25 protein-coding genes are annotated in these 24,312 nt (G+C 67.1%); all 25 read right to left on the bottom strand.

Features of this window, described 5'->3' with window-relative positions; all coding sequences use genetic code 11:
- Positions 1 to 60 precede the first annotated feature (60 nt).
- On the bottom strand, positions 61 to 1,896 hold the full coding sequence (locus MX659_RS01840) for a solute symporter family protein (protein WP_267191778.1): 1,836 nt from the start codon (positions 1,894 to 1,896) through the stop codon (positions 61 to 63).
- A 3-nt stretch (positions 1,897 to 1,899) separates the two neighbouring features.
- Positions 1,900 to 2,274 carry a DUF485 domain-containing protein gene (locus MX659_RS01835; RefSeq protein ID WP_267191777.1) on the bottom strand — a complete coding sequence of 125 codons (375 nt, stop codon included), beginning with the start codon at positions 2,272 to 2,274 and terminating at the stop codon, positions 1,900 to 1,902.
- 28 nt (positions 2,275 to 2,302) lie between these two features.
- Positions 2,303 to 2,827 carry a universal stress protein gene (locus MX659_RS01830; protein WP_267191776.1) on the bottom strand — a complete coding sequence of 175 codons (525 nt, stop codon included), beginning with the start codon at positions 2,825 to 2,827 and terminating at the stop codon, positions 2,303 to 2,305.
- A gap of 197 nt (positions 2,828 to 3,024) precedes the next feature.
- Positions 3,025 to 3,477, bottom strand: a complete 453-nt coding sequence (locus tag MX659_RS01825) for a metallophosphoesterase family protein (RefSeq protein WP_267191775.1) — start codon at positions 3,475 to 3,477, stop codon at positions 3,025 to 3,027.
- A gap of 2 nt (positions 3,478 to 3,479) precedes the next feature.
- Positions 3,480 to 4,193 carry a LytR/AlgR family response regulator transcription factor gene (locus MX659_RS01820; RefSeq protein ID WP_267191774.1) on the bottom strand — a complete coding sequence of 238 codons (714 nt, stop codon included), beginning with the start codon at positions 4,191 to 4,193 and terminating at the stop codon, positions 3,480 to 3,482.
- 2 nt (positions 4,194 to 4,195) lie between these two features.
- On the bottom strand, positions 4,196 to 5,476 hold the full coding sequence (locus MX659_RS01815; RefSeq protein WP_267191773.1) for a histidine kinase: 1,281 nt from the start codon (positions 5,474 to 5,476) through the stop codon (positions 4,196 to 4,198).
- Entirely contained in the window at positions 5,455 to 6,324 is an 870-nt protein-coding gene (locus MX659_RS01810; protein WP_267191772.1) for a GNAT family N-acetyltransferase, read from the bottom strand. The genes MX659_RS01815 and MX659_RS01810 overlap by 22 nt, the downstream gene beginning before the upstream one ends.
- A complete protein-coding gene (locus tag MX659_RS01805) occupies positions 6,321 to 7,094 on the bottom strand; it encodes a sulfite exporter TauE/SafE family protein (RefSeq protein WP_267191771.1) in 774 nt (257 codons plus the stop codon). Before MX659_RS01805 ends, MX659_RS01810 begins: the two co-directional genes overlap by 4 nt.
- Positions 7,091 to 8,413, bottom strand: coding sequence for a hypothetical protein (locus MX659_RS01800; protein ID WP_267191770.1), 1,323 nt, complete (start codon positions 8,411 to 8,413; stop codon positions 7,091 to 7,093). Before MX659_RS01800 ends, MX659_RS01805 begins: the two co-directional genes overlap by 4 nt.
- Before the next feature lies 1 nt (position 8,414).
- Entirely contained in the window at positions 8,415 to 8,990 is a 576-nt protein-coding gene (locus MX659_RS01795) for a DsbA family oxidoreductase (RefSeq protein ID WP_267191769.1), read from the bottom strand.
- 86 nt (positions 8,991 to 9,076) lie between these two features.
- Positions 9,077 to 10,087, bottom strand: a complete 1,011-nt coding sequence (gene amrS, locus MX659_RS01790) for an AmmeMemoRadiSam system radical SAM enzyme (protein ID WP_267191768.1) — start codon at positions 10,085 to 10,087, stop codon at positions 9,077 to 9,079.
- A gap of 9 nt (positions 10,088 to 10,096) precedes the next feature.
- Positions 10,097 to 11,914: a diguanylate cyclase gene (locus tag MX659_RS01785; RefSeq protein WP_267191767.1), complete on the bottom strand. Its 1,818-nt coding sequence runs from the start codon at positions 11,912 to 11,914 to the stop codon at positions 10,097 to 10,099.
- Between the two features lie 25 nt (positions 11,915 to 11,939).
- Positions 11,940 to 12,554, bottom strand: a complete 615-nt coding sequence (locus MX659_RS01780; RefSeq protein ID WP_267191766.1) for a QueT transporter family protein — start codon at positions 12,552 to 12,554, stop codon at positions 11,940 to 11,942.
- The gene (locus MX659_RS01775; protein WP_267191765.1) at positions 12,551 to 14,032 is read right to left on the bottom strand and encodes a sensor histidine kinase; all 1,482 of its coding nucleotides are present in this window, start codon (positions 14,030 to 14,032) and stop codon (positions 12,551 to 12,553) included. The genes MX659_RS01780 and MX659_RS01775 overlap by 4 nt, the downstream gene beginning before the upstream one ends.
- Positions 14,033 to 14,710, bottom strand: coding sequence for a response regulator transcription factor (locus tag MX659_RS01770; protein WP_267191764.1), 678 nt, complete (start codon positions 14,708 to 14,710; stop codon positions 14,033 to 14,035).
- A 36-nt stretch (positions 14,711 to 14,746) separates the two neighbouring features.
- Positions 14,747 to 15,772, bottom strand: a complete 1,026-nt coding sequence (locus tag MX659_RS01765) for an aspartate-semialdehyde dehydrogenase (RefSeq protein ID WP_267191763.1) — start codon at positions 15,770 to 15,772, stop codon at positions 14,747 to 14,749.
- A 1-nt stretch (position 15,773) separates the two neighbouring features.
- Positions 15,774 to 17,033 carry an aspartate kinase gene (locus MX659_RS01760; RefSeq protein ID WP_267191762.1) on the bottom strand — a complete coding sequence of 420 codons (1,260 nt, stop codon included), beginning with the start codon at positions 17,031 to 17,033 and terminating at the stop codon, positions 15,774 to 15,776.
- A gap of 65 nt (positions 17,034 to 17,098) precedes the next feature.
- A complete protein-coding gene (locus tag MX659_RS01755; RefSeq protein WP_267191761.1) occupies positions 17,099 to 19,663 on the bottom strand; it encodes an HD domain-containing phosphohydrolase in 2,565 nt (854 codons plus the stop codon).
- A 9-nt stretch (positions 19,664 to 19,672) separates the two neighbouring features.
- Entirely contained in the window at positions 19,673 to 20,083 is a 411-nt protein-coding gene (locus tag MX659_RS01750) for a substrate-binding domain-containing protein (protein ID WP_267191760.1), read from the bottom strand.
- 114 nt (positions 20,084 to 20,197) lie between these two features.
- Positions 20,198 to 21,130 (bottom strand): thiamine pyrophosphate-dependent enzyme, encoded by a 933-nt coding sequence (locus MX659_RS01745; RefSeq protein ID WP_267191759.1) that lies wholly within the window; start codon positions 21,128 to 21,130, stop codon positions 20,198 to 20,200.
- Positions 21,131 to 21,139: 9 nt separating this feature from the next.
- On the bottom strand, positions 21,140 to 22,327 hold the full coding sequence (porA, locus tag MX659_RS01740) for a pyruvate ferredoxin oxidoreductase (RefSeq protein ID WP_267191758.1): 1,188 nt from the start codon (positions 22,325 to 22,327) through the stop codon (positions 21,140 to 21,142).
- 1 nt (position 22,328) lies between these two features.
- On the bottom strand, positions 22,329 to 22,649 hold the full coding sequence (locus tag MX659_RS01735; RefSeq protein ID WP_267191757.1) for a 4Fe-4S binding protein: 321 nt from the start codon (positions 22,647 to 22,649) through the stop codon (positions 22,329 to 22,331).
- Positions 22,646 to 23,224 (bottom strand): 2-oxoacid:acceptor oxidoreductase family protein, encoded by a 579-nt coding sequence (locus MX659_RS01730; RefSeq protein WP_267191756.1) that lies wholly within the window; start codon positions 23,222 to 23,224, stop codon positions 22,646 to 22,648. The genes MX659_RS01735 and MX659_RS01730 overlap by 4 nt, the downstream gene beginning before the upstream one ends.
- Positions 23,225 to 23,382: 158 nt before the next feature.
- Positions 23,383 to 23,988 carry a recombination mediator RecR gene (recR, locus tag MX659_RS01725; RefSeq protein WP_267191755.1) on the bottom strand — a complete coding sequence of 202 codons (606 nt, stop codon included), beginning with the start codon at positions 23,986 to 23,988 and terminating at the stop codon, positions 23,383 to 23,385.
- 2 nt (positions 23,989 to 23,990) lie between these two features.
- Entirely contained in the window at positions 23,991 to 24,305 is a 315-nt protein-coding gene (locus MX659_RS01720) for a YbaB/EbfC family nucleoid-associated protein (RefSeq protein WP_267191754.1), read from the bottom strand.
- Positions 24,306 to 24,312: the final 7 nt, after the last annotated feature.

Raw genomic sequence — 24,312 nt, 5'->3', positions numbered from 1 at the left:
GAGGAGCCGGCGCCTGGACTGAAGCGGGTCTCCTGGGGGTGAGGCCCGCGCGTCCGCTCGCTAGTGGCTCTTGGTGCCGAGCAGCCCGCCGACCTTGTCGAGCCCGAGGTCGCGTTCGTGCCGCTCGTGCGCCGTGCCATGGATGCGCATCCAGATCTCGTCCACGTTCTTCGGCAACTGCCCATCCAGTTTGCTCACGACGATGATCGTCAAAAGCGCAAGCGGGAAGGTGAACAGCACCGGGAACGTCAGTGAACCGAGGAATCCGATCGCCCCTTCCTTAGGGATTTTCCCAAGCGTTTGCAAGATGTTCAAGAAGATGAATGCGATGGAGCTGCCCAGGCCCACGAAGATGCCTGCCGTGGCGCCGCGCTCGGTCGTGCCCTTCCACCAGATGCCCGTCAGCAGCATCGGCACGAACGCCGACGCGCCCACAGAGAACGCCCACGTCACCATCATCGCGATGAGGGCCGGATACGCCTGATCCAGACCGAACTTCGGGATCGCCAAGCCGATCGTGAGCGCAAGGCCTGAGAACACGAGGACCGCGATACGACCGACGAGCACGCGCTTGGCCTCGCTCGCGTTCGGGTTGATGTACTTCTCGTACACGTCGTGGCCAACGGCTGACGCTGAGGCGATCAGCAGCCCGCCGATGGTGGAGAACATGGCCGCGAACGCGCCTGCCGACACGACACCGAGCAGCGCCTGGCCGCCCAGCAGGTTCGCGAGCGTCGGCATCACCTGGTCTGGCTTGACGAGATGGCCGTGCACGTTCGCTGCCGCGATCGTGCCACCGTTGGCAAGGTGCTCCTTGATGTAGCCGAGCCCTGCGAGACCGGCGATCGGCGCCATGATGTAGAACAGGCCGATGAACACGAGGACCCAGAACGTGGAGCGGCGAGCAGCAGACCCCGACGGGTTGGTGTAGTAGCGGTTCAAGATGTGCGGCAGGCCGGCAGTGCCCAACACCAATGCCAGCACCATCGAGAACTGGTCGAACGCGTTGTAGCGATGGCCAGGTTCGCGGAAGAGCATCGCCCTCAGCTCGTGCAGCTTGTTCTTCGAGGGCAGCGCAACGGGGATCTTGCCCTCCTTTTTCGACGCGACGAACTCCTCGACTTTGGCGTACTCCTCCGGCGTCATCACTGTCTTCGCCGCTTCAAGCGGAGTCTTTCCAGTAGCAGGGTTCGGTGTGGTGAGTTCCGCGACAGTGAGCGCCTTCGTGTCGACGATCGGCTCCTTCGAAGCGTCCGCGAGCGCCTTCGGATAGCTGAATCCATGGCCGAACGCGAACGCGACGACCATGAACATCGCGAAGAAGAGCCACCAGAACTGGAAGATCTGGTTGAGCGTCGTGCCCTTCATGCCGCCCAAGCCGACATAGAGAGCCATGATCGCCGCGACCACCACGACGCCTGACGTGTACGGATCCATACCCAAGATGCCCTTACCCACGAGCACCTGCCAGGTCGTGCCAGCGCCGAACATCTGCGGCGCCATGTAGAAGAGCGACGTCAAGAGCACCGCGAGCACCGTGATCAGGCGGATGCGGTCGCTTCCGAACCGACCGTACGCAAAGTCGGCCACCGTGTACTCGCCGAAGCGACGGAGCGCAGAAGCGATGAAGAGCACGACCACCATGAATCCCCCTGCGAACCCGGCAGCGTACCAGACGCCGTCGAGACCGGAGGCATAGACGGCACCTGCCACGCCCAGGAACGATGCTGCGGACAGGTAGTCGCCTGAGATCGCCGAGGCGTTCGAAAACGACCCGACCTTGCGGCCAGCGAGGTAGAAGTCGGCCGTCGTGCGCGTGAAGCGTCTCGAGAAGATCGAGAGCGCGATCGTGAACAGGATGAGGACGACGACCAGGACGATTGCGAGCGTGTTCATCCCCTACGCCTCCTTCTCGCCCAGAGACCGCGCGGCGATCTCTTCTGCCATGCGCGCCAGCTTCTCGTCGAGCTTGTCGGCCTGCTTCGAATACGTCCAGGCCATCACCCACAGGAAGACGTAGTAGAAGAGCGAGACGAACAGGTAGTTCGCCGTGAATCCGCCCCAGATTGGCTTCGCGTACCAGTCCTCCCACCACACCGATGCGGCCGGTATCGCGAGCGTCACGGCGAAGAAGATCGCGCCGTACGTGAACGAGAGCTTGCGCTGCTCGCGGAAGACCGCGTCCACGCTCTCGATCGTGTCGACGTGTTCGCCATGCCTGACGTGAGCGACGGCCGGGGCCTTCCCGGCAGCGTGCGCCGTTGTGTCCGTCATCGTGTGCACCTCCTTCTCTGTTGCAGCCCTATTCGGCCTTGACGACGAGCACGGGGATCGGGGATCCCTTCACGACCGTCTCTGCAACGCTACCCAGCGCGATGCGCTTGAGACCGGTGCGCCCGGTGTCGCCGCAGACGATCATGTCGGCCCCCCATTCGATGGCCGTCGCGACGATGCGCTTCGCGACGCCGCCCTTGACGATCTCGACCTCGCACTCGACTCCGTTGCGCTCGCACATCGCCTTCGCGACGACGAGTCCCTTCACCGACGGATGGACGCCCTCGAAGACCTCCTCGTCCATGACCTCCTCGGGGTACTCGAGCGCCTCGAGGCCGGTGTCCACGAAGATCGCCTTGACCTTCGCGCCGAAGGTCTTCGCGAGGATGACGGCGTACTCGGTGGCTGCGACTGCAGGCTCCGAACCGTCGGTCGGCAGCAGGATCTTGTCGATCTCGTGGCAGACCTCCTGGATGTCGCCGAGCTTGATGTCCTCAGCGGACCCCTTGATGCAGACCTTCATCCGGTTCACCTCCTCCTTCCGATCGCGCACGATGCGCGATCCTGAGGCGAACGGTAGCGCGCGACCGCAGGCGGGGACTCTCGTGGGAGGCGTACGGCGAGACAGCGTCGGCGGAAGGGCGGAAGCAGCGGGTGAACGGCCGCCGACCGTACGCCCGCAGCAGGCGCCTCCGCTCGCCCGGCAAGACACGCCGCCGACCGGACGGGAGGCTGAGCAGGACGCGGCCGCTACAGCGTAACGATCCGCGCGCTCGGCCGGTGACCGGCGATCGTCAGCAGGCCGACGGTTGCACCTGACTCAGAACGCGGCCGCGACGCTGACCCGGGGTTCACGACGAGCGCTCCCTCGCGGCGATCGACGAACGGCACGTGCGTGTGGCCGACGACGATCACGGAGGCCGGCTTTGCGCGATGAGCGCGAAGGGCGTCCTCGATCCTGTGCGCGACAAGCACTGCTGTCTCGGCGAGCGTCACGCGGACGACGTGGTCGAGGACGCCCGCGAGCGCCCAGCCGTCCGTGTTGCCAGCGACCGCCGTCGTCGGCGCGATGGCCTCCAGCTCGTGGAGCACCTCGGGCGATCCGACGTCTCCCGCATGCAGGATGCGCTCGCATCCTGTGAAGGCGCGCGCAACCGCCGCAGGGAGCGTGCCGTGTGTGTCTGAGATCAGACCGACGAGCATCCTTACAGCCCGAGCGCTTTCTTCAGCGCAGGCACCCGCCGGCGTGACGCGGGCACCTGGGTCGCCGCGGTGTCCTTGAGAGTGAGCAGCATGGTTCCGCCGTACATCGGCACGACCTCGCCCACCTGCGCGAGATTCACGAGGAACCGCCGGTGCACGCGGAAGAAACCTTGTGACTCGAGACGCGACTCCAGCTGCGCGAGAGACATCGTCGACAAGAACCGCTCGCTCGCAGTGAAGATGTATGAGTAGTCGTCCTTGGCCATCACGTAGTAGATGTCCTGCACCTGGATGAGCAGCTTCCGGCCTGCTTTTTCCACAGGGACGCGCTCCACGCGCACGGGCGCCTCTTCGGTAGGACGGAGCCGGGCGATGGCAGCCTGGAGCCGCTTCAGCTCGACGGGCTTGACGAGGTAGTCCGTCGCGGCGACCTCGAAGGCCTTGACCGCGTGCTCGCTATGGGCCGTCACGAAGATCACCGCTGGCGGATGCTCTGCCTGGCCGAGCGCCTCGGCGAGCTGCATGCCGGACATGCCGGGCATGTCGATATCGAGGAAGACGACGTCGTAGGGAATCGCCCTGATCAGCTGGAAGGCCTCTTGCGCATTCGACGCCTCGCCGATCACTTCGACGCCGCCTGCTTCCTCGAGCAGATACCGGAGCTCAGAACGCGCTGGCGCCTCATCGTCGACAACGAGCGCCTTGATGAGACCCATGCCTACCCTCCGCTCCTCGGCACGAGACGCGCGGTGACGGTCGTGCCGACGCCCTCGCGGCTTTCGATCGTCAGCCCGCTGCCCGGCCCGAAATGACCGCGCACCCTATCGTGCACGTTCTTCAGCGCGATGCCAAGACCTCGGCCGACACCGGTTTCGAGCACGCGCGGAAGCTCATCGGCCGGGATGCCCGCGCCGTCGTCTTGCACGGTGATGGCAAGCCCGTCTTCGTCTCGCCCGACCCTCAGCCGGATGGTGAGCGGCCGGTCGGGCAGAAGCGCGTGCTGCACGCAGTTCTCGACGAGCGGCTGGATGATGAAGGCCGGGACCATGACGCCCTCCAGCTCCTCATCGATCTCCTCGACCATGCGGATCCTATCGCCGAAACGGGCCTGCTCGAAGCGCATGTAGCTCCGAGCGTACTCCAGCTCCCGCTCGAGCGGCACGAGGTCCTCGTTCTCCTCCAATGTCCGTCGGTAGAATCGGGCGAACTCGCGCAGCAGCTCACGCGCCTGAGCCGGATCGGTGCGGATGAGCGCCGCGATGGTATTGATGGTGTTGAACAGGAAGTGCGGGCTGATCTGCGCCTGCAACGCCTTGAGCTCCATGCGGCACGCGAGCTCGGTCTGGCGCTCCAGCTCCGAGAGCTCGAGCTGTGTCGACAAGAGGTGCGCGAGCCCTTCGACCATCGTCACCTGGGTCTCGTTCAGCAGCCGCGGCGTGGTGTAGTAGAACTTCAGCGTGCCCACGACCTCGCCACGGACGTGCAGAGGCACGACGATCGCCGCACGGAGGTAGCAACCTTTCACCGGGCACCCGATGTCCTCGCGCGTCGCGAGGATACGGTGCTCGTCTGACTCGATCGCCTCACGCGTCGCCTTCGTCATGATGGGTCCGCCGGGATGGTGGTGGTCCTCTCCGAGGCCTGCGAAGCCCAAGACCGTCTCTCGGTCGGTGATGGCGACTGCAGCAGCATCGCTCTGTTCGAGCGCCAACCGGCACACGGCCTGCGCCGTCTCGGGATCGAGGCCCCGCCGCATGTACGCCAGCGTCCGAGACGCGATCTCGAGGATCTGGTGGGACTGCATCGCGCGGATGTGGTCGGGCCGCGTCAGCACGCGCGCGACCACGGAGCCCGCCGCGATCACGACGAGCCCGGCCACCGCGACGATAGGCACCAGACGCGGCGAACCGCCGAGCACCGATGCGACCGCAACGACCCCGATCGCGCTCGTCGCGAGGAAGAGCGCCGCATCGATGATCAGCGCACGACGTGACTCCACGGCACCACGCTCTTCTCCGTGTCGACCTCACCGAACGCAAGCAGGTGCTTGCGCGACCCGGTCTGCTCGAACCCGAACCGGGCGTACAGCCGCTGCGCTTGCTCGTTGTCTGCTTGCGTGTACAGCACCGTCCGCTGTGTCCCCTGCCGTTCGAGGTAGCCCAGCGCATCTCCGAGAAGCAGGCCGCCGATGCCGTGCCCGCGGTGAGCGGGTGCGACCGCCAATCGCCCGATGACGCCGTGCCCTCGGTCGATCCGGCACATAGCGTACCCTACGATGGCGCCCTCGTGCCGCGCGATCACGGTGCGGTCGCTTCCGAGGTACTCCCGCATGAGTCGGACGTCGTACCGCCAAAAGTCGCTGAAGCATTCGATGTCGAGCGCGAGCAGCTGCTCGAGCACGCTCTCATCGGCGAGCTCCAGCTCGACGCCGCGCACGGGGGCGGACGCGATGAAGGCGTGCTGCCGCAGCGCCATCGTGACCCCGGTATGCACCACGCGCATGCCTGCACGCACGTACGGGTCCAGGAGCTCTTCGGGAACGAACGGGCTGAGGACGTCGTCGAATCCGTGGGCGCGAGCGACGGCACGAAGGGCCGTCATGTGGGAAGGCACGCTCCGCTCCGGGCTCCACAGCGCGTTCACCGCCACGAGCGGCAGGTGTTCGCGCCAGCGGTCGAGCAGCGCGACGTCGCCAGCGTCGCTCACCTGCACCGTCCACGGCGCACGCGCCCAGGCATCACGCAGCTCCTCCATCGAGGCGAACACGCCGTCCTGGCGAGCGAGTGCGAAGACTCGTGCCAGGTCGCGCTCCTCCGCCATGCGGAGCGCATGGGAACGGGAGCTCATACCGCCGTCAGCTCCCCCACCGCAAGCCACACCGCCACGCACACCAGCATGGCTGCGAACGCGTAGCGCACGACGGCCTCCCGCGCAAGCACCGTGAGCCGCGACCCGAGCGCGGCGCCCGGGACGACGCCGAGCACGAGCCCTGCCGCGATCGCAAGGTCCACGTGGCCGAGAAGGTAGTGCGTCACGCTCCCCGGCACTGCAAGGATCGCGACCGCGAGCAGGCTCGTGCCGACGGCCCTCTTCATGTCGAAGCCGAGCCACCGCGCGAGCAACGGCACGATCACGAATCCGCCCCCGAGTCCGAGGAAGCCCGAGTACAGACCGGCCGCGAGACCGACTGCCGCCAGCCTCCCGCCCGTCGGTCGAGCCGCTGGCCGGGCGCTGTCGGCGCGGCCTGCCCTGGCCGCCCATACTGCGGTGTCAAGCGCCACGTACACGAGGAGCGCGGCCGTTGCGACCATCACGGCGGATCCTCCCGCCGCTTTGCTCGCGAACGCCCCGGCGATCGACGCGGCCGAACCGACCGCCCCGATCGTCACTGCGGCGCGTACGTCAGCAAGCCCGCTGCGGGCGTACGTCCACGCACCGGTGAGCGCCCCAGGCACGATCACGGGCAGCGGCGTGCCGACCGCCACGAGCGCCGGCGCCTTCAGGATGAGGCGGATCGCAGGCGTGGTGACGATGCCGCCCCCGATGCCGAACGCGCCCGAGAGGACGCCGGAGACCGCCCCGATCACGAACGCCTGGACAGTGGCAGCCAGGCTCATCGCTCCGGCGGCACCACCGGGAACCGGCCCGTGATCGCGCTCCTGTCGATGCGCCGCTCTCCGGTGAACAGCGTCTTGAGCGCGACGTCCTCCCACAGCCGGTCCATGAGCATCGGCCACCGCCGCTGGAAGGCGAAGTACCGTTCGCAGTTGTCGCGCGCGTACTCGTTCGCCTGCTTCACGCCTCGGCGCGCGATGCGCAGGTACTCTCCAGGCTCCTTGCCCGCGAGCGCCCGCATGAGAGCGGTCGCGCGCGCCCGCCACACCACCGAGCCTTCGACGAACGGCCCTGGGTACGGCATCAGCGATTCCGGCGCCACCTGTCTGAGGTCAACTTGCGACTTCGAGAACTCCAGCTTGCGATGCTCGTACACGAAGCGGAAGACATCTTGCCGGAACGCTGCGGCCTCGCTCGGCAGCTTCGGCGGCTGGTGGATGACCGACCACTCCCCGTCCAAGAACACGTCGCCGCCGTGCATCCGCACGTTGATGACGTAGTCGACGTCTTCGCCCCGGGCGACCCACGGATCGAACGGCACGCTGGCGTACAGGTCCTTGTGGATGGCCAGGCAGCCGCCCATGGCCACCGTGCTCGGCGTGATGCGCGGAGGACGGGCCACCGCGCCGAGCGCCTCGGTGAACGCCTCGTCCTGTCGCCACAGCATGTCGTACCACGGCGCATCCGTGACGAACTGGTAGCGCCCTTCCTCGTCGGTGTAGTAGCCGCTCTTGGCGAGCACTCGCTTGCCCTTGCCGGTCTGCTCGCCGATCCCCTCCTGCGCGCGCGCAAGGAAGCTCGGGTCCGTGATCACCTGGTCGTCGTCGACGAACACGACGAGGTCGCACCCGAGCGTTGCAGCCACCATGAGCCCGACGTTCCGTACCGCGCCGTAGCTTCCCAGCGTCACTGCATCGAGGACGTCGGCGAACTCGAGCTGCTCCATGCGCCGGTGCAGCGAGCCCATCTCGGCCGGACCGACCACGAGGGCGTCGAGCCCGGGGAAGTCGGCGAGTATCTCACGGACCCGATCTTCAGCCGCGTACTCGACAGACTCGTGCGTGGCCGCAACGATGAGCACCACGCGCTCAAGCCCCTCGACAGACTCCAGCGACCGCAAGCACTCAGGCAGCGTTCCGTCCTCGTCGATAGGCGTGGGGTGGTCGTACTGGAACGGACCCTCGCCTGCCGGACGCGACCGCTTGCGGGTCCAGAACGTGGGGATGATGACGCACGGCTCCAATGGGACACCTTCCATCTCCAGGCACAGCGCGTACAGGCGCCCACAATGATACCGCTCGACGGAGCGGACCGCTCGCAATCTACTCCGCGTGGTCGATGGTCGAAGGCCGCACGAGGCAGCGTTGCACGGCCGCGCGCAGGATCTCGTACGGCCGAGACCCGATGAGCAGCTCGTTGCAGATGAGCGCCGACGGCGTCTCTTTGATGCCGAGGTGCAGCGCAAGGTGCCGGAACTCGTGCAGACGCTCGTCGTAGCGGCCTGAGTCCCAGGCCTCGACCATCTCAGACTCCGGTATCCCGTGCCGAAGACCGACAGGAATGAGCACGGCGCGGTTTCCGATGTCGCGGCCCGCGACGAAGTACTCGCGGAAGATGTCCAGGTGAAGCGGCCAGAAGACGTCCTCGCCACGGTCGCGGCCTAGCTCCGCAAGCACCATCGCGTTGTGGGTCTTGGGCACCAGGTCGGGAAGCACCATCCGCTCGCCCTCTTTCGCGGCAAGCTCGATGAGCCGCTTCTCCACGCGCGGGGAGTGCGACAGACCGTCCCGCGAGGCGGACAACCCCTCGTTTGGCATGTCGGGCCTGAGCTCGAACGGAACGCCCATGAGATCGACGTGCATCTCGTCACGAAGCGCGAGGAACCGGAACTGGTCCACGAAGCAGAACGGTCAAGCGTAGTCGTAGAAGACGAGGATGCGGGGTACGACCTGTTCGGACGCTACCTCCACGGCGATCCTCCTTTTCACTCGACCAGGCCGAGCGGCTCACCGCACGATGCGCACGCGCCGTCGCGCGTCCGGTGCTGCACGATGCGGTAGCCGTCCCGCGCGATGGCGATAGTACCGCAGCGTGGACACACGGTGTCCTCGCCACCAGGCTCGGCCACGTTCCCGAGGTACACGAACGCGAGCCCTTCTTCGAGGCCGATCTCGCGGAAACGTCGCAGCGTCTCGAGGGGCGTCGGGGGAAGGTGCGAGAGCTCCAGGTATGGGAAGAACCTCGTCACGTGCCACGGCGTCTTCGGGCCGAGCGCGTCATGTATCCAACGAGCGATGCCGCGGGCCGTCGCGTCGGAGTCGTTGATCGAAGGGATGACGTTGGTGACTGCTTCCACGTGCATCCCCCACCGCTCCTTGGCCCTCACGGCGGCATCGAGCACCGGCTGCATCGAGCGAACCTTGCACAGCCGCCGATAGGTCGCGTCGTCGAACGCTTTGACGTCCACGCGCCAGACGTCGATCACGGGGCCGAGGTAGTCGAGCCCGGCCTCGGTGACGTACCCATTGGTCACCATGACGGTGTACAGCCCGGCTTCGCGCGCCAGTACGGCGGTGTCCTTCACGAACTCCGCCCAGATGACCGGCTCGTTGTACGTGAAAGCCACCCCTTCGCACGATTCGGCTCGCGCGATGGTCACGACCTCCTCGGGCGTAAGGCGTCGCACCCCGCCGTCTTCAAGGCGCGCCCTGCTGATGCTCCAGTTCTGGCAGTGCAGACAGCGCATGCTGCACCCGACGCTGCCGAGCGAGAGCGCTCGGGTCCCCGGCCTGTAGTGGAACACCGGCTTCTTCTCGATCGGGTCGACGGCGAGCGACGAGACCTCGCCGTACGTCGCTGCGAAAAGCCGCCCGCCGACGTTGCGGCGCGCGCCGCAGATACCGGACGAGCCCTCAGGGATGCGACACGAGTGCGGACAGAGCAGGCAGTGCACAGCGCCGCCCTCGATGCTCTCCCAGAGGTCGGCCTGCCGCATGCAGCCCTCCTATCCTGACGCCGCTATCCTGACCTGATCGGGGCCCTGTCTGGCGGCCTCGGCGAGCGCCGATTCCGCCGCTTCGACAAGGTCGTCGCCTTCGAGCGTGCCCGTATGCGCCGAAGCGACTCCCGCAGAGAGCGTGACCCGCACATCACCTGTATACCCGCCGCCGACCTGGATGCTGAGCTCGCGCACGAGCGATCGCAGCTTCTCGGCCACCGCGAACGCCGCGGTCTTCCCAACGCCCGGCAGCAGGACCGCGAACTGATCGCCGCCGACGCGGGCCACCATGTCCGTGGTGCGAACGCTGGAAGCGAGCGCTTCTGCGATGCGCTTGAGCACGTCGTCCGCTCCCGCCTCTCCCACGAGGTCGTTCACGGCTCCGAAGCCGTCGACGTCGAGCACGACGAGCGAGAGCGGGGTCCCATAGCGCGCGAAGCGCGCCAGTTCCAGCTCGAGCCGTTCGTCCAAGGCCCGGCCGTTCCAGACCCCCGTGAGCTCGTCGATCGTGACGAGCGCTTGCAGCGCGGTGCTCGCCTCCTGCAAGCGGCGTCGCTGGAGCGGGAAGCACATCTCCCAGGTGGATTCGCCCCGGAAGATCGCCTCGGCGTGCTCGACGCACGTCGAGTGTCCGCACGCCCCACAGTCAAGGACCTCGGCCCTCGACAAGAAGCCGCCCTCCGCAAGGAGCGCGTCGATGACCTCCTCGCTCGGTCGCGGCACGCGCACCGGAGCCGGACGGAACGACCGCACAAGATCGATGCTCGGAAGCACCTCGACGATCGTGCGCGTGCTCACCGCCGCGATGCCCGCGGCGGAACGCGACGCCCGGTCCACGTTGCGTTTCGCGTACAACGACATGCCCGGATTGACCGCCGGGCCATCGATGCAGCCCTCGCAGTTGAGCGCGTCGATCACCGCAGGCGCCGTCTCGCCGGCCTCGATGGCCTTCAGCAACCGATCCAGGTCGGGGATCCCGCGGACCACGTGGACCAGCCCGTCGGTAGGCGAGCGGCTCGCGAGCACCTCGCGGGGGAACCCGTCGGTGAGCGAGACCTGCTTGAGGATCCTCGGCCGCGCAGGCGCGTTCGCGTGGACCGCCCGGTGGCCGCCCGTGCGCTCCTTGGACGCGATCATCTCCTTGAGCTCCAAGAAGTCGATCGCCGCATCCACCGGTCCGCCAAGCTCCGGATCGAATGCCTCGTCCTTGCGAGCGTAGCAGGGGCCCACGTACACGATCGCCACGTCTGTGCCGTACATCGACCTGATGAGCCTCGCCTGCGCGACGTACGGCGGCACGATCGGGGCAAGCGCAGGAGCCAGGGCCGGATGGTACTTGCGGACGAAGTCGACGACCACAGGACACGTCGACCGGATGGTGAACAGCGACGCCTCGCGTGCGGCCGCGCGCTCGTACTCGAGAGCGACGATCTCCTCGCCGAGCGCGGTCGTCTCGACCGAGGCGAATCCGAGGCCAGCGAGCGCGCGCTCTACCGCAAGCGGCGTCATCGGATGCAGCGCTGCGATGAACTCGGATGCGAGCAGCGCGACCACCGTTCTGCGGGAGCGCAGGAGCTCCCACACGCCAGGCGTGTCGTCACGGACCTGGTGCGCCTTAGCGCCGCACTCGCCGACGCACAGCCCGCAGGCGATGCACTTCTCCTGGATGACCTCCGAACGCCCATCGAGGACACGGATCGCCTTCACCGGACAGACTCTGACGCACCCCCAGCACTCGGTGCACGACGACTTCTCATGGAAGATGAGCGGGCCGCGCGCCTCCGCGCGTTGCCCTGTCCGTCCTGCTGTGCTCTCCTCGCCCACCGAACGCCCCCCTTGCCGTCCGCCCCTACTCGCCGACGATACGCGCAGCCCCTGAGAGCCGCAACGCCACGGCGAGCAGGCCGCCCACGAGATAGACGGCGACGAACTCGCCGGCCGCGATCGTGACGACGCCGAACAGGTACATCCACAGCCACGAGTCGCTCACGTGCACTCCGAGCAACGGGGTGTCGTACAGCCCCGTTGCCGCCAAGACGATGGGGAGGTACGCCGCCACGATGACTGCATTGGCGACGACGGGACCGAGGAGCGCTACGGCGGGCCGTCTGCGGAGACGGTACGTCCACGCGGCGCCGAGCAAGGTGGCGAGCGAGCCGAAGACCACGTCCAGCAGAGCGGTCGGCCCGAACTGGGCCACCATCGCGCCGTTGGCGACGGCGCACCCGATGGCGAGCCCGGGAACGGCCGCGGGCGTGAACAGCGCGAGCACCGTGAGCGCCTCGGACAACCGTACCTGCACGGGTCCGTAGGCGAGCGGGTTCTGGATCATCGGCAGCGTGGCCGCCGCGTAGAGCGCAGCAATCAGTCCGGCCTGCGCGATGTAGCGCGAACGCCGATGCGTCGGCGAGCCGACACCGCTTCCCGGCGACTCCTGTCGCTGTTCCTTGGAAGACCCTGTCATTCGTTGGCGCCTTTCTGCTTGTTGCGCGGAAGCGAGATGATGAACGTCGTGCCCGACCCGAGCTTGCTGCGGGCCCAGATCATGCCGCCGCTCGCGTCGACGATGTGCTTCGCGATGGAAAGCCCGAGACCGAACCCTCCCGTCTCCTTCGAGCGGGAGGCGTCGCTCCGGTAGAAGCGCTCGAAGATGTTCGGGAGGTCCTCTTCAGGTATCCCGATGCCGGTGTCGCTCACCTCGACGATGATGCGGTCCTTGTGGCGGCGCGTGCTGACCTGTACGCGGCCGCCGGCCGGCGTGTACTTGCACGCGTTGTCCACCAGGATGCCGAGCGCCTCCTCGATGCGGTCTGGGTCGCCCCACAGCGCGAGAGGCCCCTCTTCTGGTCCCAAGAACTCGAGATGCTTGTCGATGTAGCGTGTGGCTGCGTTCGCAAGCACCTCGCGGGCCACGGCGTTGATGTCGTAGCGGACGTGCTTGAACTCCAAGATCTCCTCGCTCCTGATCATCGACAGGAGGTCCGAGCACAGTTTCGCCATGCGCCGCGATTCGCGGTCGATCGCCGCGATCGCCTCGTCGCGCATCTCAGGATCCTCCGCTCCCCACGCGCGCAGGATGTTCACGTAGCCCCTGATGCCCGCGACCGGCGTCGCCAGTTCGTGCGACGCATCCGCCACGAACCGCGTCTGCGCCTCCGCCCGCTTCCTCAGGCGATCGATGAGCGCATTGAGCGACTTCGCGAGCTCGGCGATCTCATGCTCGCCTTCCTCTGGAAGCCGGACGTCGAGCTGGCCGGCGTCGATCGAGTCCGCGGCGCGACGGACCTGGTCGACGAGCGAGAGCACCCAGCCCATCACGATTTGCATCATCAGGATAGCGATCGCGGTCGCCAGGAGCCCGACGGCCACCATCGGGGCGCGGGCACCGTCAAGCACGCTCTCCTGGCACACGGGGTCGTGCACGATCTCGATGATCGCTCTGCCGCCGTCGGATGCTTGCACTGGCACGTACGCGATCCAAAGACCGAGATCGGCCCGGCTCAAGAATCCTGCCAGGAACCGACCACCTCCGACCTTGACCTGGACCGTCTTGCCGCTTGCAAGCGCACGGTCTGCGTCCGCCGGTGAGCGCAAACGCGCGCCCGGGGCGTTCGACCACGCCTCCCGGAAGCCTCCGCCTGCACCCGGCGCGGCCCACAGCGTCACCTGGGTCCCGTCGAAGAGCGCGGTCACCGGCTCAAGCGCTCGCTGCAGCGCTCCGGCCTCCGTGCCAGCGGCACCGGCTCCTGCATCGGAGGAGCCCTCCAGCCGCTGCGCCGCTGCCGCTGCGAACGACGCGATGTGCGAGCACGTCTCCCGGGCCGATGCGTCCATGCTCTGTGACACGACGAAGTACGTCGCGAGCGTGACGCTTCCGACGAGAAGCGCCGCGAAGACGGCAGCAAGGTACAGGACTCTCGCGCGTATGGACTTCAGGCGCATCTATCCCCGGGCGAAGAAGTAGCCCACCCCGCGGATGGTCTGGATGATCTTCGCTTCCTTGTCGCCGATCTTCGTGCGCAGATGGCAGACGAACACTTCGATGACGTTGCTCTCGGAGGCCGGTTGGCCGCCCCATACCGCTTCGAATATCTCGTCGCGGGACACGACCCTGCCAGCGTTCGCGACGAGGTATGCGAGCAGGTCGAACTCTTTGCTCGTCAGGTTCAGCGGCTGCCCGTTGCGCGTCGCTTCACGCTTCTCGAGGTCGATCGACACGCCGGACGCCTCGTAGCGGACCCCTGCTTTTGCCTTCGTCCGTTTCAGTAACGCCCGGACGCGGGACAGGAGCTCCGGTATCTCGAACGGCTTGCGCAGGTAGTCGTCTGCGCCGGCCTCGAACCCCATGACGACGTCGTGCGTCTCAGAGCGCGCAGTCAGCATGAGAATCGGCACGTCCATGCCCTTCTTGCGGATGAAGCGCGCCACGTCCAAGCCGTCCACGCCCGGCAGCATGAGGTCGAGGATCACGAGGTCCACGTCGTTCTCGGCCAGAAGGTCCATCGCCGTCGAGCCATCGCCCGCCCGCAGCACTTGGTATCCGGCGTGCTCCAGCTCGAGCTGCACGAACCGCGCGATGGTCTGGTCGTCCTCGACGATCAGGATGGTGGATTCGGCCATGACGCCCTCCTCGCGATGATCGGCCACCCGTTAATACTAGCGCGGAAGGAGCATCTCGGCTATCTGCACCGCGTTCAGCGCGGCGCCCTTGCGCAGCTGGTCCGCCACCACCCACATCTGAATGCCGCTTTCGACGCTCGGATCGCGCCGGATGCGGCCGACGTAGACGTCATCGGTCCCTTCGAGCATCGCTGGCATGGGATAGCGGTTCTTGGCGACCTCGTCGAGGACCGTCACGCCCGGCGCTCCTGCGAGCGCTTCACGCACGTCAGCGAGGTCGACCGGGGCGCCGAACTCGACAGCGACGGCCTCGGAGTGGCACCGCAGCACAGGGACTCGCACGCACGTCGCCGCGACAACGAGGTCGGGCCGGTGCATGATCTTCTGCGTCTCCACGACCATCTTCCACTCCTCTTTCGTGGAGCCGTCCTCCAAGAAGACGTCGATGTGCGGGATGCAGTTGAAAGCGATGCGGTGAGCGAACCGCTTGGGCTCGACCGGCCTGCCTGCGAGGAAGTCCGCTGTCTGCGCATACAGCTCGTCCATCGCCGCCTGGCCGGCACCGCTTGCGGCCTGGTACGTCGCGACCACGACCCTCTTGATCGGCGCAAGCCGCTCGAGCGGCGCGAGCGCCACCACCATCTGGATCGTCGAGCAGTTCGGGTTCGCGATCACGCCCTGGTGCGAAAGCGCATCGTCCGGGTTCACCTCAGGGACCACGAGCGGGACGCCTGGCTCCATCCGGAACGCGGACGAGTTGTCGATCATCACCGCGCCAGCGGAGGTGACTGCCTCACGATACTGCTTGCTCACCGAGGCGCCTGCCGAGAACAGCGCGATGTCCACCCCGTCGAAGGAACCTTCGGTGAGCTCCTCGACGACGACGTCCTCTCCTCTGAACCGTACGCGCTTGCCTGCCGAACGCGCCGATGCGAGGGCGCGGATGCCGGAGAGCGGGAAATCGCGCTGCTCGAGCACCGCGAGCATCTCGGCTCCCACGGCGCCCGTCGCTCCGGCGACCGCGACAACCGGACGTGCGGGCATCTGCTTCGTCCACGCCACCTTATGACTCCTCACCGCAACCGGGCGACACTTCCGTAGTGATCATCTCGGCGTCCAGACCGAACCCGCTGTGCAGAGCCCGGACCGCCTGCTCGACCTTGTCCGCCTCGATGACGCAGGAGATGCGGATCGACGAGGTCGAGATCATGTCGATGTTCACGCCGGCATCGGCGAGCACGCTGAACATCTTCGCTGCGACGCCAGGATGCGTCTTCATGCCGGCGCCCACCAGCGACACCTTCGCGATCGACTCGTCGAGAGCCCACGTGCGGGCGCCGAGCTCCTGCACGACCTCTCCGACGGCCCGCCGCGCACGGACCAGGTCCGTCTTCGGCACGGTGAATGAGATGTCGGTGAGCCCCTGCTCGGAGACGTTCTGGATGATCATGTCGACATTGACGTGCGCTTCGGCCATCTTGGTGAACACGGTTGCGGCAACGCCAGGGCGGTCCGGGACATCGCGGATGGTGACCTTCGCCTCAGAGGTGTCGTGCGCCACGCCCGAGATGATGGCTTGCTCCATGGTCTCATCGGCCTCCTTGACGATGGTGCCCGGCTCGTCATTGAACGACGACCGGCAGTGTATGACGACTCCGTGGTTGCGCGCGAACTCGACGCTGCGCAGCTGCAGGACGCCCGCACCGCTCGCCGCAAGCTCCAGCATCTCTTCGTAGGAGATGACGTCGATCTTGCGGGCCTCAGGAACGATGCGGGGATCCGCGGTGAACACGCCGTCCACGTCGGTGTAGATCTCGCACACGTCCGCCCCGATGCCTGCGGCGACGGCCACTGCCGTCGTATCGGAACCCCCGCGCCCCAGCGTCGTGATCTGCCCGTCTTCGGTCACTCCCTGGAAGCCGGCGACGATGACGATCTTGCCGTCGGCAAGCGCCTCGCGAACGCGGTCGGCCTGCACCTTCTGGATCTTGGCCTTCCCGTGCACCGGGTCGGTGACGATGCCGACCTGCTGCCCCGTGAACGACACCGCATCGTGCCCCTCGGCGTGGATCGCCATGGCCAGCAGCGCGATCGACACCTGCTCGCCGGTTGCGAGCAGCATGTCCATCTCGCGCTCAGGCGGCTCTGCCGACACGCTGTGCGCGAGCTCGACGAGCTCGTCGGTGACGTGCCCCATGGCAGAGACGACCGCCACGACATCGTCGCCGGCGCGCTTGCGCGCGATGATCCTGCGTGCCACCGCGCGGATCCGCTCCGGCGTGCCGACTGACGTGCCTCCATACTTCTGGACGACGAGAGCCATCACACTCTCCCGGGACGCGCATCTGGCTGACGTGAGGTTGCGGGATAGTGTACCAGCACCGTTCCTCACGCGCTCGGCTGGCCGAGAACGCGTTCGGCGATGCCCTGGGCCACGATGCGCATGCGCGGAGGCAGCTGCTGCAGCGCCTCGCCGACGAACTGCGCTGCCAGGCCCTCGCCGGTGGCGTCTTTGATGGCCGCGATGACGGTCTCTGCTGCGCGCGACAAGTCATCAGCGTCGGCGCCAGCTTCGACCGCTCCCACGAGCCGACCGGAGCGCAATGAATACGGGAGGCCCTGCTCGGCCATGCGCGCGTTCGCTTCGCGCTCGACGTTGGCGGACAGCCGAGGGCCGCCCAGCCGGCGGAAGGCCGTGAGCACGCCCTCGCACAGCGCCGTCAGTGCGGCGCCTTCTTGCTCGGGCAGCGCTTCTCCTTCTGCCGCAGGCACAGCGGCTCCTTCGACGGGAAGCTGCTGCTCCAGCTGAGCGAGCTCGAGCACCTCCACGAACGCTTCGACGATCTTCGGGTCGAACTGCGAGCCGGAGCAGCGCTTGAGCTCCGCGATGGCCTCCTCTGTGGAGCGGCCGCGCCGGTATGGCCGGTCCGAGGTCATCGCCTCGTACGAGTCCGCTACGGTCAGGATGCGAGCAAGGAGCGGGATCTCCTCGCCGCGCAGCCCCGCGGGGTAGCCGCCGCCGTCGTAGTGCTCGTGGTGATGCCTGACCACCGGGAGGATCGGCCACGGGAACGACACGGGCTTGAGGATGTTCGCGCCGATCAGCGGATGGTGCCGCATCTGGCCCATTTCTTCGTCCGAGAGCTTGCCTGGTTTGAGAAGGATGTCTTCCGAGATGCCGATCTTGCCGATGTCGTGCAGGTACGACGCCATCTCGAGCGCGTCTTTCTGCTCGGACGCAAGTCCCATGCGCTCTGCGATCATGAGCGCGTACGTCGCCACCCGCTCCGAATGGCCGCGCGTGTAGGGGTCTTTCGCATCGATCGCAGCGGCCAGGGCGCGGACCGTCGAGAGGTACGCTTCCTGCAACGATGCGTACAGATCGATGTTGCCGATCGCGATGGTCGCATGGTTCGCGATGGTCGAAAGCAGCCGCACGTCTTCGCTGGTGAACCGGGCGCCCGGATCGGAGCTCCCGACATACAGCGCGCCGATCACACCTTCTGCCGTGTGAAGGGGCACGCACACGGCAGCGAGGGCGCCGGTGGCCGGCTCTGGCCGTGGCCCGCGGTCCGCATCGTCGGCAGGAGGGTTGTACAGCAGCGGCCTGCCTTCCTTGACGACCCATTCAGCCATCGAGCCGCCGCCTGACGGATGGATCTCGTTCGCATGAATGCCTCGCCACGCCCGCACGTCGAGCTCGCGCGTGTCTTTGTCGAGAAGAGCCACGAACCCCACGTCGGCGCCGAATATGCGCAGCGTGGAGTCGAGCACCGCGTCGAGCAGCACGTCCAGCTCGAGCGTCGCTCCGAGGACCCTGCTCATCTCGTAGAGCGTCGCGAGTTCGAGCACTTTGCGCGTCAGGCCGTCGGTGCGGTCGCGCAAGGACCCGGTCATCTTCGCAAGGTTCTCGGAAAGCACCGCGATCTCGTTGTCGCCATCAGCACGGAAGTCGACGTCGTAATCGCCGGAGGCGACGCGCTCGACGGCCTCCGAGAGCCGGGCGATCGGCGTCCCGACCCTGTTCGCCAGATACCACCCGAGCCCGAACAGCGAGCCGATCGCCACCACTGTCCAGAGCACGATCAGAAGCGTCGTGGAGGTGCGGACCCTCTCGACGATCGTGGTCGGCGCCACCCCGATCACCCATACCGCCGCTTGGCGCGGGTCTCCTGGAAGCCGGAATCGCACGGCACTCGCGCGATAGCGGCTCGCGGAGAGCACGATGCTCCACGCGGGCGCCTCCGTTGCAGTGCCGCGCACGGTCACCGACCTCAGGGCCTGGCGGAGCTCCTTGGCGTCCTTGCTCTGCGGCGACACCCGAACCGCCGGCACGGCCCCTTCAGGCCCGAAGACCGCCACGCCGCCGCCGCGCGCGGGCAGCAGGGCCGAGAGCATCGCGTCATCGAGCGCTTGGCACATCACGAGAGTCACCGTACGGTAGTCGCGCGTGCGGACCGGGCTCAGGCAGCAGAGGTAGGCGGTGTCGCCGATCTTCACGAACGTCGCGTAGGCCATGTCGATGCGCGCGTACGCGACAGCGTCCTCTGGAAGCAGTCGAGAGCCCAGAGGGGCATGCACGTCCCCGACGGCGGCGATCGTCCGCCCCTCCTCGCCCAAGACGATCATCGCATCGCCGCCGAGCACGCTTCGCAGCACGGCGAGCCGCGCCGCGACCCGTCCCGCATCTCCGGACTCGGCCGCAGACTCCAGAACCTGGTCCCGTGCAGCGAGACCCGCCATCCTGCTCAAATCGACGGCGTGCTGTGTGAGGAAACCCGTCGCTTCTACCGCGATGCTTGCGGCCTGTTCGTCGACCCAGGTCTCGCTGATGCTCCCGACGACCGTCACGCCGAGGATCACTGCAACGACGCCGACGGTGAGCAACGCCCCGAGAAGCGGATAGACGATCTCGTTGTGCAGGCGACGTCGGGAGCTCCGCTTCGTGGGCATCGTGGAACCTCAGCGCACCGCCGCGTAGCCGTGACGTTCCATCACGGCCCGTCCCTCAGGTCCCGCTGCCCACTGGATGAAGCGCGTCACGGCCGCCGGAGCATCCGGCCGAGCCACGACGCCGAGCGGGCGGACCATCGGGTATCTGCCGGTCGACACGTTCTCGACGGTGGGCTTCACGCCATCGAGATCGAGCACCTGTATTCGCGCCCCCTCGGCGACCGCAGCGCCGAGGGAGCAGTAGCCGATAGCCCCCGGGGTGGACGCCACCGCGTCGATCATGTCGGGCTCCAACGACAGGACGCCTGCGCTCGTCGTGACCTCCAGCGAGGCGCCGAGCACGTGCCTTCTGAAGACGATCTTCGCGGATTCGTCCTCGCCGCGGTCGAGAACGACGATCGGCCGATGCGCGACATCCATCTCCAATCGATAGGGCAGCCGACGGTGCTGATTCTAGCACCGCGAAGGCCCCGACGCGTGAGCGACCGGGGCCTTGCAGTGCGCGACATGGACGGCGGCGGACGCCGAGGGTTCTCAGTCCTTTGCGAAGCGCTTCTGGAGCTGCTCCCACGCGCGGTCGACGTCCGCCTGGATCTCGGCCAGCAGGTGCTCGTTCCCAGGCGCGAACAGGTGCTTGAACCTGCCCTGCGGGCGCAAGAACTCCTCGATCGGCTTGCGGTTGACGACCTTCACGGTCTGCCGCCAGACACCGTCCTCGACCTCGTACAACGGCCAGAAGCCCGTTTGGACCGCGAGTTTCGCGATCTCGATAGTCTTGTCGTGGGGGATCCGCCATCCGCGCGGACAAGGCGCGAACACGTTGATGAACGCGGGCCCCTCGACGGCAAAGGCCTTGGCTGCTTTCTCCGTCAGGTCCTTCCAGTGGCTGACCGATGCCTGCGCAACGTACGGGATGCCGTGCGCCGCCATGATCTGCGTCAGGTCTTTGCGCCGCTGCTGCTTGCCCTGCTGCGCCGGCCCGACCTGCGCCGTCGTCGCCCATGCGCCCTTTGGCGTGGCAGAAGAGCGCTGGATGCCGGTGTTCATGTACGCGCCGTTGTCGTAGCACACGTACACCATGTCGTGCCCGCGCTCCATCGCTCCGGAAAGCGACTGCAGGCCGATGTCGTACGTGCCGCCGTCCCCGCCGAACGCGACGAACTTCACGCGCTTGTCAGCAGGGATCTTCCCTGCGCGCTTGAGCCCCTGGAACGCCGCCTCCACGCCCGAGATGGTCGCTGCCGCGTTCTCGAACGCGTTGTGGATGAACGGGGTCCGCCACGACGTGTAGGGGTAGATCGTCGTCGAGACTTCGAGGCACCCCGTGGCGCACCCCGCCACGACCGGGTCCTCCCCTGCGCCGAGCAGCACCTGCCGAACGGCGATGGAGGCGCCGCAGCCCGGACACAGCCTGTGTCCGCCAGCGAGCCTGTCCTCGCGATGGGTGAGCTCCTTCAGTGTCGCCATCTGCGCCTCCTATCGTGCGCCGAGGTAGACGGGGCCTGCTGGAACGGGCGATCCGCTGGCGATGTCTGCGAGGTCGCCGTACACGGACTCGACCAGATCGAGCTTCACGTCGCTGCCGCCTAGCCCGTACACGTACCCGACAACGGCCGGACGCTCGGCAGCGTCATACAGAGCAGAGCGCGTCTCCAAGAACAGCGGGCCGCCTTCTGCGCCGAACGACTCTGCGCGGTCCATGACGGCGACGGCCTTGACGCCGGACAGCGTCTTGGCGAGCTCGGCGTACGGGAACGGGCGGAAGCACCGCACCTTCACCACGCCGACCTTCGAGCCGGCCTCGCGCAGCGAGCGGGCGACGTGACGCACGTTGCCGGCCGTCGAGCCGATGACGACGATCGCGACCTCGGCGTCTTCCATGCCCCATGTCTCGAGCATGCCAAAGGGGCGGCCTGAGATTCTTGCGTACTCTTCGCCGACCCGGGCGATCACCGCGCGAGAGCGTTCGATGGCGTCGCGCTCCGCCTTCTTGAACGCAGGGTACGGCCCGCCGAGGCCCGCGAAGGCGCCATGCGTCACGGGACGCTCGACGTCGAGCAGCGCCCAGTCGGCCTTCCGCTCGCCGACGAACGCAGCCACCGTCTCGTCATCGAGGAGCGAGATCCTGTCGATCGAGTGCGTCGTGATGAAGCCGTCGAGGCAGCTCATCACGGGGAGCAGCACGTCCGGGTCCTCAGCGATCCGCACCGCCATGATGGTGTTGTCGTACGCCTCCTGGGCCGTCTCGGCAAAGAGCATGATCCAGCCCGCGTCCCGGGCGCCCATGACGTCCGAGTGATCGCAGTGGATGTTGATCGGCGCAGAGAGCGCGCGATTCGCGTTGGCCATCACGATCGGGAGCCGCATGCCGCTGGCGATGTGGAGCTCCTCCCACATGAGAGCGAGGCCCTGCGAAGACGTCGCGGTCATCACGCGCGCGCCGGCCGCAGACGCACCGATGCAGGCGCTCATGGCCGAGTGCTCGGACTCGACCGTGACGTACTCGGTGTGGACGCGGCCTTTGGCGACGAACGCGGCGAACTCCTCGACGATCGTCGTCTGCGGCGTGATGGGGTACGCGGCGACGACGTCGGGCCTGCACTGCCGCATCGCCTCGGCGACCACGGTGTTGCCGGTCGCGGCTACGACCTTCTGCTCCGCCACGTCACTTCACCTCCGGAAGATCGCAGCCCTCGGGCACCATCGTGATGGCGCCGACCGGGCACTCGTTCGCGCACACCCCGCAGCCCTTGCAGTGCGCGAGGTCGAAGGTCGTCACCTTCTCGTTCTCGACGCGGATCGCCGAATCGGGGCAGACGATCCAGCACAGCAGGCACTGCGTGCACTTCGCGTCGTCACGCTCCGGCCGCTGGCTGCGCCACCCGCCAGTGACGTAGTCATCGGAGTTGCCGGCCTCGGGAATGACCGCCCCGAGCGGGAACTCTTCGCTCGTCCACTCGTTGATGCGCGAGACGTCCCACTTCATCCGACGCTCACCTCCTCGTATGCGCGCTTGACCGAGGCGATGTTCGCGTCGATCACGTCCTGAGAGAACTTCTTGCCGAACGTCTTGGTGAGGTGCGCGATGACGTCGTCGAGCGAGAACAGGCCCGTGGCTTTCGCCAACGCGCCGACCATCGGCGTGTTGGGGATGTCGCGCTTCAGCGTCTCGAGCGAGATGCCGGACGCGTCGACGGACGCGACTCTCACGTCTCTGCCCTCGAGCTTCAGTTCGGTTCGGAGGGCGTCAGGCGTCTTGCAGGTGTTCACGATGATGATCCCGCCGTCTTGAAGCCCCTCCGTCACGTCGACGATCGCGAGGAGCGTCTCGTCGAGGACGATGACGACGTTCGGATGGTCGATGTTGCAGTGGATCTCGATGGGCTCGGGAGAGATGCGCGTGAACGCCTTGATCGGCGCGCCCATCCGTTCAGGACCGTACTCCGGCATGGCCTGCATGTACTGGTCCAGCTCGAGCGCTGTCTCAGCGACAAGCTTGGCTGCCGTCACGGCGCCCTGTCCGGCACGCGCATGCCAACGGATCTCCGTCAGCTGCTGCATGGCATCCCCTTCCTCGTCAGCGGCAACGCCCGGTCTTCGCGACGAACGGCTCGGGGGAAGGCGACCGGGTCAGTCCAGGATACGGGCGGGCACCCTCCGAGCGGGTGTTTCCCGCAGCTCAGCGGCGTCATCTTTCGGTGAACGGTAAACAAAAACTGTCATTCCCCGATGTCTCGCCGGCCTTCAAGGGCCCGGCTGAGCGTGACCTCGTCCGCATACTCGAGGTCGCCGCCGACCGGCAGCCCCGACGCGATGCGGGTGACACGCACGCCGAGCGGACGCAGCAGCCGGGCGATGTACAGCGCCGTCGTCTCGCCCTCCACGTTCGGGTTCGTCGCAACGATCACTTCTTTGACGGCGCCAGACCCCACACGCTCGACGAGCTCTCGCATCTTCAGCTGCTCCGGTCCGATGCCATCCATGGGCGAGATGGCACCGTGCAAGACGTGGTACAGCCCGCAGAAGCCTCCCGAGCGCTCGATCGCCACAACGTCGCGTGGCTCCTCGACGACGCACAGCACGCTTCGGTCGCGCTTCTCAGACGCGCAGATCTCGCAGAGGTCGCCTTCGGCGAGGTTGAAGCACTGCGAGCAGAGCTTCACCGTCCGCTTGACCTCGACGATCGCGTCAGCGAGCCGCTGCGCCCGCTCCTCGTCGGAGCGCAAGATGAAGAACGCGAGCCGCTGCGCGGACTTCGGACCGATGCCCGGAAGACGCTGGAACTCCTCGATGAGGCGCGCGATCGCTGGCGCATACAAAGACATCGCTACCGCAGCCCCGGGATCTTCAGCCCGCCGGTGACGGCCTCCATGCGCTTGGCGGCCGCCTCTTGCGCTTGCCTCAGCGCTTCGTTGACCGCAGCGACGACGAGGTCCTCCAGCATGCCCACGTCGTCGGGATCCATGGCGCCCGGATCGATGTCGAGCGACTCCAAGACGAGCGCGCCGGTCATCACGGCCTTCACCGCACCGCCGCCGACCGATACCTCGATGCGCTCGTTCGCGATCTCCTCCTGCACGCGCGCCAGTTCTGCCTGCATGCGCTGGGCCTGCTTCATGAGGCTTCCCATGTCCGGTCTCATCAGCGTC

Source organism: Parvivirga hydrogeniphila (assembly GCF_023371205.1).
In the GTDB taxonomy this organism is placed as follows: Bacteria; Actinomycetota; Coriobacteriia; order Anaerosomatales; family Anaerosomataceae; genus Parvivirga; species Parvivirga hydrogeniphila.
This window is presented reverse-complemented; position numbering and strand designations above follow the sequence as displayed.